The sequence below is a fragment of the Streptomyces sp. NPDC087844 genome, assembly GCF_044742785.1.
GTDB lineage: Bacteria > Actinomycetota > Actinomycetes > Streptomycetales > Streptomycetaceae > Streptomyces.
This window is the reverse complement of record NZ_JBIUVD010000005.1, coordinates 190,787-206,879: the sequence shown is the minus strand read 5'-3', so window position 1 is coordinate 206,879 and position 16,093 is coordinate 190,787. Positions and strand designations below refer to the sequence as shown.

The following is a 16,093-nucleotide window of genomic DNA, read 5'->3' as shown; positions in this document are numbered from 1 at the left end:
GGCCCGGCCCGGTCTCGTCGCGCTTCTGCTTGCGTGCTCGCAGCTCCCTGAGATCACTCGTATGCGGCGTACTGTCAATCATTTACGAAAGCTGCGCGAGATATTGCGGTCATCTGTTGGCGGTGGTTGAGTGTGCGGCGCCCCACATCGCACCGGTGATGAGGGCGCCTTCCACGTTCATGCCCGAAGGGGACCATCCATGAGAAGAGCTCGGTTCCGCCGCACCCGCCGCGTCGGCGCGGTCACCCTCGCTTCCGCGCTCACGCTGACGGCACTCGCCGCCTGCGGTACGAGCAGCAGCGGCGACGACGGCGACAACGGCTCCGGCAACGGCGCGAAAGCCGATCCCGCCGCACCGCTGGACCCGAAGACGAAGGTGTCCATCTCCATCGACTGCATGCCCCCCGCGGCCAAGGCGGCCGAGCTCAGGCAGTGGAACCAGGACGTCAAGGAGTTCAACAAGAAGTACCCGAACGTCACCATCAAGGGGCGTTCCACGCCGGGTCAGTGTCTGGAGCCACCCCGCTTCACCGCGATGCTCAAGGCGAAGTCCCAACCCGACGTGTTCTACACGTACTTCACCGACCTGCCCCAGGTCCTCGACAACGACGGCGCCCAGGACATCACCGCCTACGTCAACGACAAGAGCGTCCCGCTGCTCAAGGACATCGACCCCGACGTCCTGGGCTCGCTGAAGAAGGACGGCAAGCTCTACGGCCTGCCCACCAGCAACTACCGTATGGGTCTGCTCATCAACCGCAAGCTCTTCGAAGAGGCAGGACTCGACCCGGACTCCCCGCCGGCGACCTGGGCGGACGTCCGCACCGCGGCCAAGAAGATCGCGGGGCTCGGCGGCGGTGTCGCCGGATTCGGCGAGTACAGCGCGGCCAACACCGGCGGCTGGCACTTCACCGCGCAGATGTACAGCCTCGGGGGCGACGTCGTCGACACGAGCGGCAAGAAGGCCGCCTTCAACGACGCGACCGGCAAGGAGGTCGCCGAGAACCTGCACGCCATGCGCTGGGACGACGACTCCATGGGCAAGACCCAACTGCTCAAGTGGGGCGACCTCCAGAAGCAGATCGCCACCGACAAGCTGGGCATGTTCCTCGCCGCGCCCGACGACGTCACGTACATGGTCCAGCAACTCGGCGCCAAGTACGAGAACTTCGGCATGGGACCGATCCCGGGCGGTGAGAACACCCTCGCCGGCGGCAACAACTACATGATCAAGCAGGGTATATCGGCCGACAAGGTCAAGGCCTCCGTCGCCTGGCTGAACTTCAAGTTCACCACGGTCGGCAAGGGCCAGTACGACTGGAAGCGCTCCAAGGCCGACGCCCTGCCCGTCGGGCTCCCGCAGCCGAACCTGTGGCTGAACGGCTCCAAGGCCAAGGACGACGCGGCCCGCAAGGAGTTCGCCACCATGCCGGTGGAGAACTTCAAGGCGTTCACCGACAACCCCGTCCCGGGCAAGGCCGAACCGCCGAAGGCCCAGGAGATCTACAAGGTCCTCGACAACGTCATGTCGGGCATCCTCACCAACAAGGACGCCGACATCGACAAGCTCCTGTCCACCGCCGAGTCCCAGGTCAACCAGGTCCTCGCCACCCAGTGACCGTGCGGCGGCCGGGCGGGTGACACCGCCGCCCGGCCCGCCCGCGCGCCGCCGCAGCACGTCAAGGAGCGAGCATGTCGGCCCCCACCCTCACCAAGGACCCGGCGGTCAAGGACCGCCGTCCCCGCAGACCCCGCGCCGGTGCCCCGCACCGCCCGGACGGCGGGTTCGGCAAGACCCTGCGCCGCAACCTCACCGCCCACGGCTTCCTCATCGGAGCGGTGCTGTGCTTCGCCTTCTTCTCCTGGTACCCGATCGTCCGGGAGTTCCTCCTCGCCTTCCAGAAGACCGAGGACGGCGACGTCAGCTGGGTGGGCTGGGACAACTTCGTCACGGTCTGGAACGACCCGGCCTTCGGCCAGGCCTGGCGCAACACCCTGTGGTTCACCGTGCTGGCCCTGCTCCTCGGCTTCGTCGTACCGTTCGTCACCGCCCTGCTCATCAATGAGTTCCGGCACGGCCAGGGCTACTTGAGACTGCTGGTCTACCTGCCGGTGATGCTCCCGCCGACGGCGTCGGTCCTGCTCTTCAAGTACCTGTACGACCCCGGGTACGGCATGTTCAACGAGGTACTCGGCGTCTTCGGCGTCCCCGCCCAGCAGTGGCTCCAGGACCCGGACACCGCGATGCTCTCCGTGGTCGTCGCCTCGACCTGGATGAACATGGGCGGCGCGACACTCATCTACCTCGCCGCACTCCAGGGCGTCCCCGGCGAGCTGTACGAGGCCGCCGAACTCGACGGCGCGGGACTGTTCCGCAAGGTCTGGCATGTCACCGTCCCGCAGACCCGGCTCATCCTGCTGCTGATGCTCCTCATGCAGATCATCGCCACCATGCAGGTCTTCATCGAGCCGTTCCTGCTCACCGGCGGCGCCGGGCCCGAGGGCTCCACCACCACCGTCGTGTACCTGATCTACCAGTACGCCTTCAACTTCAACAACTACGGCGCCGCGGCGGCACTCGGCCTGCTCCTGCTCGTCCTGCTGGCCGGCTTCTCCGCCGTGTACACCAGGCTCAACCGCGCCGACCAGGACTAGGTCCGGGGGAGACACGCACATGTCCACTCGCACGCTGATCTCACCCGCCCAACTGGCCCGCCCGCGCGGCAGAGCCGTGTACTGGGTGTGCTTCGCCCTCGTCGTCGTCCTGTTCACGCTGGCCTTCCTCGGCCCGCTGTACTGGATGGTGACGAGCGGACTCAAGACCACCCAGGAAGCCGTCCAGACCCCGCCCACCTGGGTCCCCGGCTCCGTCCACGCGGAGAACTACAAGCGGGCCTGGGAGGTGATGGACCTGGCCAAACTCCTCCTGAACACCCTCTACTACGCGTTCGGCGCTCTCGCCTTCCAGCTGGTGCTCGACGTCGCCGCCGCCTACTCGCTGTCCAAACTGCGGCCCGTACTCGGCAAGATGATCCTCGGCCTGATGCTGGCCACCCTGATGATCCCGGCGACCGTCCTCGTCGTACCGCAGTACCTCACCGCGCTGGACGTGCCCATCGTCCAACGCAACCTGCTCAACTCGCCCTGGGCGATCTGGCTCCCGTCGGTCACCAACGCCTTCAACATCTTCCTGCTCAAGCGGTTCTTCGACTCGATCCCCAGGGAACTGCTCGACGCGGCCTCGATGGACGGCGCAGGACCCCTGCGCGTCCTGTGGTCCATCGTGCTGCCGGTCTCCCGGCCCATCCTCGGCGTCGTGTCCATCTTCGCCGTCGTCGGCGTCTGGAAGGACTTCCTCTGGCCCATGCTGGTCCTGCCCGACCCGTCGAAGCAGACCCTCGCCGTCGGCATCTACTCCCTGGCGACCAGCGTGCCCGAGAACGTCCTGATCGCCTCACTGACCATCGCGTCCCTGCCCACGCTCATCCTCTTCCTCATCTTCCAGCGCAACATCATGAGCGGACTGACGGCCGGCGGCCTCAAGGGCTGACCGAGCACCCGCGGTCCGGGCACCACCCGCGCACTCCGGGCACCTCCCGCAGCGAACACCACGCAGGCGCCCCCACCGATCCTCCGCCGCCGCCCCGTTCCCGACGCCTCGCTGTCCGGGGCGGCGGTGGAGAACCACCCCTGCCCCGAAAGGACCGACACGTGGCAGCCCCTCAGCCCGCAACGACCCCCGGACACACCGACGACTGGTGGCGCGGTGCCGCCATCTACCAGGTGTACCCGCGCAGCTTCGCCGACGGCGACGGTGACGGCACCGGGGACCTCGCGGGCGTACGGTCGAGATTGCCCTACCTCGCCGAACTGGGCGTCGACGCGATCTGGTTCACCCCCTGGTACCTGTCCCCGCTCGCCGACGGCGGTTACGACGTCGCCGACTACCGCACCATCGACCCGGCCTTCGGAGACCTGGCCGAGGCCGAGCGGCTGATCGCCGAGGCGCGCGAACTCGGCATCCGCACCATCGTGGACATCGTGCCCAACCACGTCTCCGACCAGCACGCCTGGTTCCGCGCCGCGCTCGCCGCCGGTCCCGGCAGCCCGGAGCGCAAGCTCTTCCACTTCCGGCCCGGCCGCGGCGAACACGGCGAACTCCCGCCCAACGACTGGCCTTCGCAGTTCTCCGGCCAGACCTGGACCCGGGTCGAGGACGGCGAGTGGTACCTGCACCTGTTCACCCCGCAGCAGCCCGACCTCAACTGGGCCCACCCCGCCGTGCGGGAGGAACACGAGGAGGTGCTGCGGTTCTGGTTCGAGCGCGGAGTGGCCGGTGTGCGCATCGATTCCGCCGCACTGCCCGCCAAGGACCCCGACCTGCCCGAGTTCGTGGAGGGGCGCGACCCCCACCCGTACATCGACCGGGACGACCTGCACGAGATCTACCGCTCCTGGCGGCGCATCGCCGACGAGTACGACGGCGTCTTCGTCGGCGAGGTCTGGCTGCCGGACTCCGAACGGTTCGCCCGCTACCTCCGTCCCGACGAACTGCACACCGCGTTCAACTTCAGCTTCCTGTCCTGCCCTTGGGACGCGGACCGGCTGCGCGCCGCCATCGACGACACCCTCGCCGAACACGCCCCGGTCGGCGCCCCCGCCACCTGGGTGCTGTGCAACCACGACGTCACCCGCACGGTCACCCGCTACGGGCGTCAGGACACCGGCTTCGACTTCGCCACCAAGACCTACGGCACGCCGACCGACCTGCGGCTGGGCACCCGTCGCGCACGCGCCGCCGCCCTGCTCACCCTCGCCCTGCCCGGCTCCGTCTACCTCTACCAGGGCGAGGAACTGGGCCTGCCCGAGGCGGAGATACCCCGGGACCGGATCCAGGACCCGATGCACTTCCGCTCCGGCGGCACCGACCCGGGCCGCGACGGCTGCCGGGTCCCGCTGCCCTGGACGGCCGACGCCCCGTACGCCGGCTTCGGCTCAGCGGCCGAACCCTGGTTGCCCCAGCCCGACGGCTGGCCCGCGTACGCCGCCGACCACCAGGCCGACGACCCCGACTCCATGCTCAACCTCTACCGCGCCGCGCTGGAACTGCGCCGCGCCGACCCGGCCCTCGGCGACGGCCTTCTGCGATGGCTGCCCTCCTCCGCCGGCGTCCTCGCCTTCCGCCGCTCCCCGGACCTCACCTGCGTGGTGAACCTGGCGGGCGATCCGGCGGCCCTGCCGGACCACACGGAGGTGCTCCTCTCCAGCGGGCCCCTGACCGCCGACGGCAGGCTGCCCTGCGACACGGCGGTATGGCTGCGGAGTTGAGAACACATCGTCCGGTACGAAGCCGGAAGTGCGGTACGAAGTACGGGCATGAGTCCGGGCACAAGCCCGGTCAGAAGTGGGTGGCGATCCCGAAGACCCGCCGCAGCTGAGCCATGTCATGACGGTCGCGGTCGGTCGGCTCGTACCCCTGGTGGAAGTAGACCTGCTGCTCGGCCGACAGACACGGGACGGCCGTCCCCCGGATCGTGCCGCTGACGAAACACGGGGCGGGATAGACGAACGGGCGGTGCGGGTCCGGGGAGGCCTGCACCGCGGACCCGTCCGACGCGAAGGCCAGTGGATGCAGATCGATCTCGCGACCGTGCGGGTCCGTGACCACGAACCGCACGGGACGCCAGTCCACCGTCTCGGCGAATCCGGCCTCCGCGAGGGCCGCCACGACGGTCCGTTCCTGGTCCTTCCGGTGCATCAGGTCCAGGTCGCGGTGTCGACGTGTCCGCTCCCCGACGAGAGCGTCGACACCCCACCCCCCGCCCACCCAGACGTCGACGGCTGCCTCACGCAACACGGCGAGCACGGACAGTACGTCGTCAGCGGTCATCACGAGAGCACGGTAGCTGTGCGACGACTGGGCGGACCAAGGGATTTGTGGCAGCCGGGTACCTACGTGGGAACCTACTTGTCCAGCGCCGTGACACCGGCCCGGGCGTACTTCTCGTCGAGGTCGCCGGACGGCGCGCCCGCCACGCCGACGCCCGCGATCGGCGCACCCTTGGTGGTGACCGGCGCACCGCCCGCGAGGAACAGGGTGCCCGGGATGTCCTTGAGGTTCGGGGCCTGCTCCAGTCGCTTGGCCAGTTCGGAGGTGGGCGCGTTCCACGACACCGACGTGTACGCCTTCTTCACCGCGGACTCGTACGACTGCGGGCCGGCGCCGTCGCCGCGCAGTGTCACCACGGTGTTGCCGTCGCGGTCGACGACGGCGACGGAGACGCGCTGGTTGTCCTTGCGCGCCGCGTCGAGCGCCGCCCGCGCGGCCCGGCTCGCGGCGTCGACCGTCAGTCGGGTGGACTGCGTCAGGTTCTTGTTCGAGGCGTCGGCCTGCACCGCTGCCCGGGCGGTGGGCACCGACGAAGTGGCGCTCGCCGAATAGGCGCCGTAACCGCCGAGAGTGACGGCGGCGACCAGGGCGCCACCGGTGACGACGCGGGTACGACGGGAGACCTTCTTGACGTGCTTCATGGCTGCCCATTCCTCAAGGTGTGCGGATGGAGGTGTACGGAGGCAGGTGGCGGGTCCCGGCTGTGCGGGCCGCCCTGCCCTGTCATCCATCGTGGGTCCGGGAAGGGCGCCCGACGGTCGGTGCATCGGCTGCGCGCGGCGCGCGGAACGGACGACACGGGCATCAACCGATCGGTTGACCCCAGGACCGTCCCTTTGGGCAACAATGGAGATGTTTACCCAGTTCAGGAGGCTTACGTGCGGTCCGATCAGAGCGGTTCGCCCCCGGGTCCGCGCCCTGGCGCGGCGGTTCCCGTCGGCGAACCGGACGAGCGCGGACTGGCACTGGTCATGCATGTCGTCTTCTTCGTGCTGCTGGCCACCTCCCTGACCCGTTTCGTCCAGCGCCACGCCGAGGAGCCGCGCGCTCCCTGGGTGATCGGCCTGGCCGTCGTACTGGCGGTCCTCTACGCGATCGACACCGTCGTGACCGAGGGGACACCTCCGTCGCGCGGCCCGGGCTCATGGCCACCTCCTCCACGGCTGATCCGGCTGGGAGCGGTCGTCGCCACCTGGGCGGTGCTCGTCGTTGGCGCGCCGAGTTTCGCGTGGGTGGCGGTGCCCTTGTTCTACGCCGCGCTGCGGGCCCTGCCGCCCGTCGCCGCGTACCTCCTGGTCGCCTTCCTCACGCTCCTCGTCGTCTCCGCGCAGCTCGCGCTGGCGCCGCGGTTCAGCCTCGACCTCGTCGTCGGTCCCGCGGCCGTCGCCACCCTCGCCACCGCGGTCTTCGTGCACATGCGGCGGCAGGCGGTCCGACAGCGCGCCCTCATCGACGACCTGATCGGCACCCGCCGGGAACTGGCGGCCACCGAACGCCGCGAGGGTGTCCTCGCCGAGCGCCAGCGGCTGTCCATGGAGATTCACGACACCCTCGCCCAAGGGTTGTCGAGCCAGCAGATGCTGCTCCAGGCCGCCCTGCGGACCTGGGACGCCGACCCGGCCAAGGCCCGCGAGCACGTCCGTACCGCCACGTCCGTCACCGAGCACAACCTCGCCGAGGCGCGCCGTTTCGTGCACGACCTGGCGCCGGCCGACCTCGCCAGGGGCGGCGGCCTCGAAGCCGCGCTGCGCACTCTCGCGGCGCGCGAGTCCGGCGCCGAGCTGAGCGTCCGCGTACACGTCGACGGTGACGGCGGCGGTGGCGGTGACGGTGGCGGTGGTGGTGAGGATGGTGGTGGTGGACGTACGGCCCCGCTGCCCGACCGCGCGCAGTCCGCGCTCCTGCGGATCGCCCAGGGCGCGCTCGCCAATGTCCGGGAGCACTCGGGCGCCACGGCCACCGCGCTCACGCTCACCCGGCTCGACGACCGTGTGGTCCTCGACATCGCCGACAACGGGCGCGGCTTCGACCCCGCCGCCGTCACCGATGCCCCGTCCGGCGGGCGCGGACACGGGCTCCGGGCGATGCGGGCGCGGCTACGGCAGCTCGGCGGCACGCTGACCATCGAGTCCACGCCGGGGGAGGGCACCGTCCTGACCGCCACTGTCCCGGTCGCCCCGCACACCGAGGAGACGCCGCGATGACCGACCTGCCTGTACGCCTCCTGGTCTGCGACGACCACGCCGTCGTACGCGCCGGACTGCTCGCCCTGCTCGACAGCGAACCCGACATCGAGGTGGTGGGCCAGGCGGGCACCGGCGAGGAGGCGCTCGCCCTGGCCGCGCGGCTCAGGCCCGACGTGGTGCTGATGGACCTGCAGCTCGGTGAGGGCATGGACGGCGTGGCGGCGACGCGCCGTCTGACCAGCGGGTCGGGCGTCCCGCACGTCCTCGTCCTGACCACGTACGACACCGACGCGGACATCACCCGGGCGATCGAGGCCGGAGCGACCGGCTATCTCCTGAAGGCCGAGCGGCCGGAGGAGCTGTTCGCCGCGATCCGGGCGGCGGCGCAGGGGCGTACGACGCTGTCGGCGCCCGTCGCCAGCCGGGTCATGGCCAATCTGCGCGCGCCGCGGGCCGCGCTGACCGATCGCGAGCGGGACATCCTCGGGCAGTTGGCCCGAGGGCTCGGCAACCGGGACATCGCCCGTGCGCTGTTCATCAGCGAGGCGACGGTGAAGACGCACCTGGGCCGCATCTACGACAAGCTCGGCGTCGACACGCGCGCGGGCGCGGTTTCCGTCGCGAACGACCGCCGCCTTCTCCCATGACAGGGAGGACTGACCGACTGCCTTTCGTCTGCGGGCCGGTGGTGGCTGGTCGCGCAGTTCCCCGCGCCCCTCAAGGGGCGCGGGGAACTGCGCAGTCGTGTGCGCGCCACAACGGCGCCGTTTCTCAGGGGCGCGGGGAACGGCGCAGGCTTAAGGGGCGCGGGGAACTGCGCAGTCTTTTAGGGGCGCGGGGAACGGCGCAATCCTTGGGCTCGGCCACGACCGGACCCGAGCCGACTACGGCGCCTCCGCGTCGACGGACTCCCGGAGCCGCCGGCTGGCCATCACCATGTGCTCGGCCATCGCCCGATCCGCCCCCTCAGGATCCCGCGCCCGCAACGCCCGCAGCACCGCGTCATGCTCACACAACGTCCCACTGACCGTGCCCTCGATGTCACTGACCCGTTCCATCCACACCTGGAGCAGCGCCCGGATGCTGTGCAGGATGTCGCTCAGCACGCTGTTGCGCGCGATGCGGGCCAGCTCCAGATGGAAGTCGATGTCGGCATCGATGAAGGCCTTGGCATCGTCGCCGGCCGTCCGCATGTGCCTCAGATGCTCCTCCAGACGCGTCAGGTCCTCGTCCGTGGCGCGCTCCGCGGCCAGCCGGGCCGACACCGCCTCCAGGTAGGTGCGCACCTCCACCAGATCCTGCGTACGCCGCTGCCCCAGCATCAGCCCCCAGTTGATCGCCCGGGGCAGGAACTCCGAGGTGCCCTCGCGCACGTACGAGCCGGAGCCGGGGCGGATCTCGATGATGCCGAGCACGTCCAGGGCGGACAGCGCGCCGCGGACGCTGGAGCGGGCGACGCCGAGCGCCTCGGCGAGCTGGCGCTCGGCGGGCAGCCGGGTGCCGGGCTTGATGTCACCCGCCGACAGGTGGTCGAGCAGCCGCTTGGCGACCTCGCTCACGGAGGACTCACGCACCACGGGGCGCAGGAGTTGGGCGAGGTCGGGGGCGGCCCCGGAGGTCTGATCGTCGGGTTGACTGGTCACGGTCACCAGTCAACCAGATGCGGTACGCAACGGGCTGACCAGTCGGTTCCTCCGTGTCGAAGACGTGTCGAACACGTGCCGAAGGACGGATTTGTCAAGAGTTGCGAGAAGGTCGAATCTGAGACCGTCCTCACATTGGTAAATTGGTGACCAATTTGAGGAGTCGGCATAGCGTGAAACCGTTCCGGTCGGCCGCCCGTGCGGCGAGCCGTCCGGCCCGACCCATCCCGGACGGAGCTGTCCGGGCGAGCCGAGGAGTCGCCATGGTTGCCGACGCGCCATCCGCGGCAGTCGAAAGAACTGCCATCAAGAAGGTCTCAGTCCGCCTCGTGCCGTTCGTGGCACTGATGTTCTTCGTGAACTACCTGGACCGCACAGCCGTCTCATTCGCCGAGCCGAACGGCATGGGCCAGGATCTGGCGCTCACCGCCGCCCAGTTCGGCTTCGCGTCCGGGATCTTCTTCCTCGGTTACATCGTGCTTGAGGTCCCCAGCAACATGGCCCTGCACCGCTTCGGTGCCCGCCGCTGGCTGGCCCGGATCATGGTGACCTGGGGCATCGTCTCCCTCCTGTTCACCTGGGTGGACAGCACGGGCCAGCTCTACACGCTGCGTTTCCTGCTCGGCGTGGCGGAAGCGGGCTTCTTCCCCGGAGCGATCCTCTTCCTCAGCCAGTGGGTGCCCTCGCGGCACCGCACCAAGATCCTCGGGCTCTTCTACCTGGCGCAGCCGCTGACCACCGTTCTCGGCGCCCCGCTGGCGGGCTGGCTCATCGGCCACCACGGCCTGTTCGGCCTTGAGGGCTGGCGGGTGATGTTCCTGTTCGTGTCGGTGCCCGCCATCCTCCTGGGCGTCATCGCGTGGTTCTACCTCGTCGACAAGCCCGCCGACGCCAAGTGGCTCACGCCCGCCGAGCGCACCTGGCTGACCGAGGAACTCGCCGCGGAGAACGCGCGGAAGACGGGCCACGACGACAAGCACGCCAAGGGCGACCTCAAGAAGGCCTTCACCAACGGTCGTGTCTGGGTACTGGCGATGGTCTACTTCGGCTTCGTCTACGGCCTGTACGCACTCGCCTTCTTCCTGCCGACGATCATCGACGGCTTCCAGGAGCAGTACGGCACCACCTTCAGCGTGATGGACAAGGCCTGGATCACCGCGATCCCGTACCTGCCGGCCGCGATCGTCCTCTTCTTCTGGACGCGTCACGCCACCAAGCACGGCACCCGCGTCTGGCACGTGGCCGGACCCGCCGTGGTCGGCGGTGTCACCATCCCGCTCGCCCTCTACATGGGCTCGCCGGCCGCCACGGTCGCGGTGATCACCGTGACCGCGTGTTCCATCTTCGCCGCCCTGCCCGTCTTCTGGTCCGTACCCTCCCGCTTCCTGACCGGAGCCGCGGCAGCCGCCGGTATCGCCCTCATCAACACCGCGGGAAACGTCGCCGGATTCGCGTCCAGTTACATCACCGGCTGGCTCAAGGACTGGACCGGTGGCTACTACGTGCCGCTCTACCTGGTCGGCTTCTTCATGCTCCTGTCCGCCGTCCTGATGATCTGGCTCTCCGCCCGGGGCGGCACCGCGGAGCCGGCCCCCGCAGCAGAGAACAAGCCCATGGAGGCCCTCCGATGACCCGGCTCTTCAACGACCCCGCGGCCTTCGCCGACGAAGCCCTCGAAGGCTTCGCCGCCGCCCACCGCGGCTGGGTGCGGCCCGTCACCGGAGGCGTCGTCCGCGCCGCCGGGACCCCGTCGGGGCAGGTCGCCGTCGTCGTCGGCGGCGGATCCGGCCACTACCCGGCCTTCTCCGGACTGGTCGGCCGGGGCCTCGCGCACGGCGCAGCCGTCGGCAACGTCTTCGCCTCGCCCTCCGCACAGCAGATCCGCTCCGTGGCACGGTCCGCCAGCGGCGGCGCGGGCGTCCTGCTGCTGTACGGCAACTACGCGGGCGACGTACTCCACTTCGGACAGGCCGCCGAACGCCTGGCGGGCGACGGCATCGAGGCCCGTACCTTCGCCGTCACCGACGACATCTCCTCCGCCGCGCCACAGGAGTCCGCCCAACGGCGCGGCGTCGCGGGCGATCTGCCCGTCTTCAAGGCCGCCGCCGCCGCGGCCGAGGAGGGCCTGCCGCTGGCCGAGGTGCTGCGCGTGGCCGAACACGCCAACGCCCGCACCCGCTCCTTCGGCATCGCCTTCTCCGGCTGCACCCTGCCCGGCGCCGACCACCCCCTGTTCACCGTCCCCGAGGCCCGGATGGCCGTCGGCCTCGGCATCCACGGGGAGCCCGGCATCGGCGAGGAGCCCCTGCCGACCGCCGACGAGGCGGCACGGCTCATGGTCGCCGCCCTCCTCAAGGAACTGCCCGAGGACATCGACACGCCCGCCGGACAGCGCGCCGCCGTGATACTCAACGGCCTGGGCTCGGTCAAGTACGAGGAACTGTTCGTCGTCTACCGCAAGGTGGCCGCCCTGCTCGGCGACGCGGGCGTGGACATCGTCGACCCGGAGGTGGGCGAACTCGTCACCAGCTTCGACATGGCAGGCGTGTCCCTCACGCTGACATGGCTCGACGACCGACTTGAGCAACTGTGGCGCGCTCCGGCCGACACCCCCGCCTACCGCAAGGGCGCCCCGGTCGCGCAGGAGTCCGCGGCCGAGGCGGTGCCACACGTAGAGGACATCGACGACACCCGCGTCCCGGACGCCACCGAGGAGTCCCGCGGCTCGGCCGCCCACGTCCTGGCGGCCCTGAACGCCCTGGCCGACACCGTCGACACACACGCCGACGAACTCGGCCGGATCGACGCGGTGGCCGGGGACGGCGACCACGGCATCGGCATGCGGCGCGGCTCCACCGCCGCCCTGCGGGCAGCCGTCCGCGCCCACGACCTGGGAGCCGGCGCCGGAACCGTCCTCATCCACGCCGGAGACGCCTGGGCCGACAAGGCGGGCGGCACCTCCGGCGCCCTGTGGGGCACCATCCTGCGCTCCCTCGGTACGCGCCTCGGTGACCAGGACGCCGCGACCGCGACCGCGGTCGCCCGGGGAGTGTCGGACGCCTCCGACGCCGTACGCCGCCTGGGTGGCGCCGAGGTCGGCGACAAGACGATGGTCGACGTCCTCGTGCCCTTCGCCGGCATCCTCGCCGAGGCCGCGGGCGAGGGCCTGCCGCTCACCGAGTCCTGGCAGCGTGCCGCCGTCGCCGCCGAGAAGGCAGCCGCCGCCACCGCGGACCTGCTGCCCCGCAAGGGCCGCGCCCGGCCGCACGCCGAGAAGTCCCTGGGCACCCCCGACGCGGGCGCCCACTCGCTCGCCCTCATCACCCGCGCCGTACACGGCGTCCTGCCCGACCACCCGCTCGACCACCCGCTCGACCAGCCGTCCGACCAGCACTGAGGAAAGCCGCCATGACCGACAAGCTCCGTATCGTCGTCGGATCCGACGACGCAGGCCACCAGTACAAGGAAGCCCTCAAGCAGGACCTGCTGGGCAGTTCGCTGGTCGCCGAGGTCACCGACGTCGGCGTCGACGCCGACGGACACACCGCCTACCCCAAGGTCGCCATAGCCGCCGCCGAGATGGTCGCCCGCGGCGAGGCCGACCGTGCCCTGCTGGTGTGCGGCACCGGCCTGGGCGTGGCCATCGCGGCCAACAAGGTCAAGGGCATCCGTGCCGTCACCGCCCACGACTCCTTCTCCGTCGAGCGGGCGGTCCTCTCCAACAACGCGCAGATCCTGACCTTCGGCCAGCGCGTCGTCGGCCTCGAACTCGCCCGCCGCCTTGCCGCCGAATGGCTCACCTACCGCTTCGACGAGACGTCCGCGTCCGCGGCGAAGGTGCAGCTCATGTGCGACTACGAGGACGCCGCCGAGGCCTCCGGCGCCGGGGCGGCGGCCTGATGCCCGCCCCCACCCGGCCGCCCCTCCTGCTGGGGGTGAGCCTGAAGATGTACTTCGGCCACCACCAGACACTCAACTGGGCCCGGAAAATAGCCACTTCGGCCGACGAGCACCCCGCCGTGACCTCCGGCGCGGCCCGCCTCTTCGTCCTGCCGGCCTTCCCGACCCTGATCCCGGCCGCCGGAATCCTCGCGCCGTACGGCATCGCGCTCGGCGCCCAGGACATCGCCACCGAGGACACCGGCCCGTACACCGGCGAGGTCGGCGGCCCCCTCCTCAAGGAGATCGGCTGCCGCTACGCCGAGGTCGGCCACGCCGAGCGCCGCCGCCTGTACGGCGAGGGCGACACGGTCGTCGCCGCCAAGACGGCCGCCGCCCTGCGCAACGGCCTCACCCCCGTCCTGTGCATCGGCGAACGCGACCGGGGCACACCCCGGGAAGCGGCCGAACGCACGGTCGCCGAGGCCGCCCGCCTCCTCCACGGCCTGGACGGCACGGTCGTCCTCGCGTACGAGCCCCAGTGGGCGATCGGCGCACCGGAACCGGCCTCGGCCGAACACATCGCCACCGTCTGCACTGCCCTGCGGGACTGGGTGAACACCCGCCCCCAGCACGCCGGTTCACAGGTCATCTACGGCGGCAGCGCGGGCCCCGGCCTGCTCACCCGCCTCGCGGGAGCGGCGGACGGCCTCTTCCTCGGCCGCTTCGCCCACGACCCGGACAACGTCCGCGCGATCCTCGACGAGATCAGCGCCCCGGCCGACGCGGCGGTGGCGTGATGGCCTACGGAATCAGCACGTACGCGTACTTCTGGCGCTTCTCCGACCGGGCACCCCGGCCGATGACGCTCCCCGAGATGCTGGACGACACCGCCCGACTGGGCGGCCAGGTCTTCCAGATCTGCGACTACGCACCGATCGAGTCGTACGACCGCGTGCGGCTGGCCGACGTACGCGCGACGGCGGACGACCTAGGCCTGCGCCTGGAACTCGGCACACGCGGCGTCCGCCCCGGCCATCTGCTCACGTACCTGGACATGGCACGGCAGTTGGACGTCACCCTGGTCCGCTCCATGCTCAACACGGCGGACCACCGGCCGGACACCACCGAGGCGGTCTCCCTCCTGAAGGAGGCGGTGCCCCACTACGAGGACGCGGGCGTGACCCTCGGCCTGGAGACCTACGAGCAGGTGGCGACCGACGACCTGCTGGCTGTCGTACGCGGGGTCGACAGCGAGCGGCTCGGCGTCGTCCTCGACCCGGGCAACAGCGTGGCCCGCCTGGAGCGTCCGGCGGACGTGGTGGCCGCCACCGCGCCGCACGTGGTCAACATCCACGTCAAGGACTTCGCCTTCACCCGCAGGGACGGCTGGGTCGGCTTCACCTACGCCGGCTGCCTCCTCGGAGAAGGCCTCCTGGACCACGACGCGATGATCGCCGCCGTACGGGCCGCCCGGCCGGACGCGGACGGCGTCAACCAGATCGTGGAGCACTGGCTCCCGTGGCAGGACGAGGGCTTCGACGCCACCGCCCGGCTCGAAGACCAGTGGACACAGCACAGCATCAACACCCTTCTGAGGAGTAAGTAATGGCCACCGAGATCCAGACCCAGGTCGACGTCAGGACCGTCGCCGTCATCGGGGCCGCCGGCAAGATGGGCCAGCGTGTCTCCAACAACCTGGTCGAGAGCGACTTCCGGGTGCTTTTCAGCGAGGCCTCGCCCAAGGGCCAGGAGCTGATCCGCGACCTCGGCCGCGAACTGACCGGGTCCGCCGACGCCGTCGCCGAGGCCGACGTGGTCATCCTCGCCGTCCCGGACGTCGTCCTCGGCAAGGTCTCCGAGGAACTCGTCCCGCTGATGAGGCCGGGCACGGTCGTGCTCACCCTCGACCCGGCCGCCGCGTACGCGGGTCTGCTGTTCCACCGCGCCGACATCCACTACGCGTGTGCCCACCCCTGCCACCCGTCGGTGTTCCTGGAGCGCACGACGGAGGAGGAGTGGCAGGACACCTTCGGTGGCATCGCCGCTCCGCAGGAGGTCGTCGCCGCGTACGAGGGCGGCGACGAGGCCAAGCAGGAACTGGCCGACTCGGTCATCCGCGTGATGTACGCGCCGGTGGTCGACGTCCACTGGGTCACCGTCAAGCAGCTCGCCGTCCTGGAGCCGACGCTCGTCGAGACGATCGCCTGCATGGTCGGCGCCCTCCTCACCGAGGCGCTGCACGAGACGGTCCACACCGTCGGCGTGCCGGAGAAGGCGGCCCGCGCGATGCTCCTGGGGCACACCCAGGTCGCCCTGGCCAACACCCTCAAGGGCTCCAACCCGTTCTCGGACGCCTGCCTGATCGCCATGGACTACGGCCGCGAGTCCATCGTGCGCGACGACTGGAAGAAGGTCTTCGAGGACGACGAGCTCGACAAGGTCATCACGCGCATGCTGAAGATCAAGGAGATCAAGCGCTGACCGGTGACGCG

General features: G+C 70.4%; 15 protein-coding genes. 12 read left to right on the top strand and 3 right to left on the bottom strand.

The annotated features are described in order from the left end of the window. Nucleotides 1-199: 199 nt before the first annotated feature. The 4 genes from ACIOKD_RS12820 to ACIOKD_RS12805 all read left to right on the top strand — a co-directional run bounded on the left by ACIOKD_RS12820 (nt 200) and on the right by ACIOKD_RS12805 (nt 5,328). Nucleotides 200-1,618 (top strand): ABC transporter substrate-binding protein, encoded by a 1,419-nt coding sequence (locus ACIOKD_RS12820; protein WP_402082081.1) that lies wholly within the window; start codon nt 200-202, stop codon nt 1,616-1,618. 74 nt (nt 1,619-1,692) lie between these two features. Further along, nucleotides 1,693-2,655 carry a carbohydrate ABC transporter permease gene (locus tag ACIOKD_RS12815; RefSeq protein ID WP_402082079.1) on the top strand — a complete coding sequence of 321 codons (963 nt, stop codon included), beginning with the start codon at nt 1,693-1,695 and terminating at the stop codon, nt 2,653-2,655. A 19-nt stretch (nt 2,656-2,674) separates the two neighbouring features. Continuing rightward, complete coding sequence (locus ACIOKD_RS12810) at nt 2,675-3,550, top strand: carbohydrate ABC transporter permease (RefSeq protein WP_402082077.1); 876 nt, start codon at nt 2,675-2,677, stop codon at nt 3,548-3,550. A 161-nt stretch (nt 3,551-3,711) separates the two neighbouring features. Further along, nucleotides 3,712-5,328 carry a glycoside hydrolase family 13 protein gene (locus ACIOKD_RS12805; RefSeq protein ID WP_402082075.1) on the top strand — a complete coding sequence of 539 codons (1,617 nt, stop codon included), beginning with the start codon at nt 3,712-3,714 and terminating at the stop codon, nt 5,326-5,328. A gap of 70 nt (nt 5,329-5,398) precedes the next feature. Here ACIOKD_RS12805 and ACIOKD_RS12800 read toward each other — a convergent pair whose 3' ends face one another. Further along, nucleotides 5,399-5,890, bottom strand: a complete 492-nt coding sequence (locus ACIOKD_RS12800) for a nucleotidyltransferase domain-containing protein (protein WP_402082566.1) — start codon at nt 5,888-5,890, stop codon at nt 5,399-5,401. 74 nt (nt 5,891-5,964) lie between these two features. Continuing rightward, a complete protein-coding gene (locus tag ACIOKD_RS12795; protein WP_402082073.1) occupies nt 5,965-6,531 on the bottom strand; it encodes a heme-binding protein in 567 nt (188 codons plus the stop codon). 330 nt (nt 6,532-6,861) lie between these two features. On the opposite strand from ACIOKD_RS12795, the gene ACIOKD_RS12790 reads away from it, so the two are divergent. Both ACIOKD_RS12790 and ACIOKD_RS12785 read left to right on the top strand, forming a co-directional pair. Beyond that, complete coding sequence (locus ACIOKD_RS12790; RefSeq protein ID WP_402082563.1) at nt 6,862-8,094, top strand: sensor histidine kinase; 1,233 nt, start codon at nt 6,862-6,864, stop codon at nt 8,092-8,094. Beyond that, on the top strand, nt 8,091-8,723 hold the full coding sequence (locus ACIOKD_RS12785) for a response regulator (protein ID WP_402082071.1): 633 nt from the start codon (nt 8,091-8,093) through the stop codon (nt 8,721-8,723). The genes ACIOKD_RS12790 and ACIOKD_RS12785 overlap by 4 nt, the downstream gene beginning before the upstream one ends. A gap of 237 nt (nt 8,724-8,960) precedes the next feature. On the opposite strand, the gene ACIOKD_RS12780 is transcribed toward ACIOKD_RS12785, so the two are convergent. Then, nucleotides 8,961-9,725, bottom strand: a complete 765-nt coding sequence (locus ACIOKD_RS12780; protein ID WP_402082069.1) for a FadR/GntR family transcriptional regulator — start codon at nt 9,723-9,725, stop codon at nt 8,961-8,963. Between the two features lie 257 nt (nt 9,726-9,982). Between ACIOKD_RS12780 and ACIOKD_RS12775 the strand changes: the two genes are divergently transcribed. From ACIOKD_RS12775 to ACIOKD_RS12750, 6 genes are read left to right on the top strand one after another with little or no spacing between them, the layout of a single operon-like run. Continuing rightward, the gene (locus tag ACIOKD_RS12775) at nt 9,983-11,350 is read left to right on the top strand and encodes an MFS transporter (protein ID WP_402082067.1); all 1,368 of its coding nucleotides are present in this window, start codon (nt 9,983-9,985) and stop codon (nt 11,348-11,350) included. Continuing rightward, on the top strand, nt 11,347-13,116 hold the full coding sequence (locus ACIOKD_RS12770) for a dihydroxyacetone kinase family protein (RefSeq protein ID WP_402082065.1): 1,770 nt from the start codon (nt 11,347-11,349) through the stop codon (nt 13,114-13,116). Before ACIOKD_RS12775 ends, ACIOKD_RS12770 begins: the two co-directional genes overlap by 4 nt. A gap of 11 nt (nt 13,117-13,127) precedes the next feature. After that, complete coding sequence (locus ACIOKD_RS12765) at nt 13,128-13,619, top strand: ribose-5-phosphate isomerase (protein ID WP_402082062.1); 492 nt, start codon at nt 13,128-13,130, stop codon at nt 13,617-13,619. Then, nucleotides 13,619-14,398 (top strand): triose-phosphate isomerase, encoded by a 780-nt coding sequence (locus tag ACIOKD_RS12760; protein WP_402082060.1) that lies wholly within the window; start codon nt 13,619-13,621, stop codon nt 14,396-14,398. Before ACIOKD_RS12765 ends, ACIOKD_RS12760 begins: the two co-directional genes overlap by 1 nt. Next, nucleotides 14,398-15,207 (top strand): sugar phosphate isomerase/epimerase family protein, encoded by an 810-nt coding sequence (locus tag ACIOKD_RS12755; protein ID WP_402082058.1) that lies wholly within the window; start codon nt 14,398-14,400, stop codon nt 15,205-15,207. Before ACIOKD_RS12760 ends, ACIOKD_RS12755 begins: the two co-directional genes overlap by 1 nt. Next, complete coding sequence (locus tag ACIOKD_RS12750; protein ID WP_402082056.1) at nt 15,207-16,082, top strand: phosphogluconate dehydrogenase C-terminal domain-containing protein; 876 nt, start codon at nt 15,207-15,209, stop codon at nt 16,080-16,082. The genes ACIOKD_RS12755 and ACIOKD_RS12750 overlap by 1 nt, the downstream gene beginning before the upstream one ends. Nucleotides 16,083-16,093: the final 11 nt, after the last annotated feature.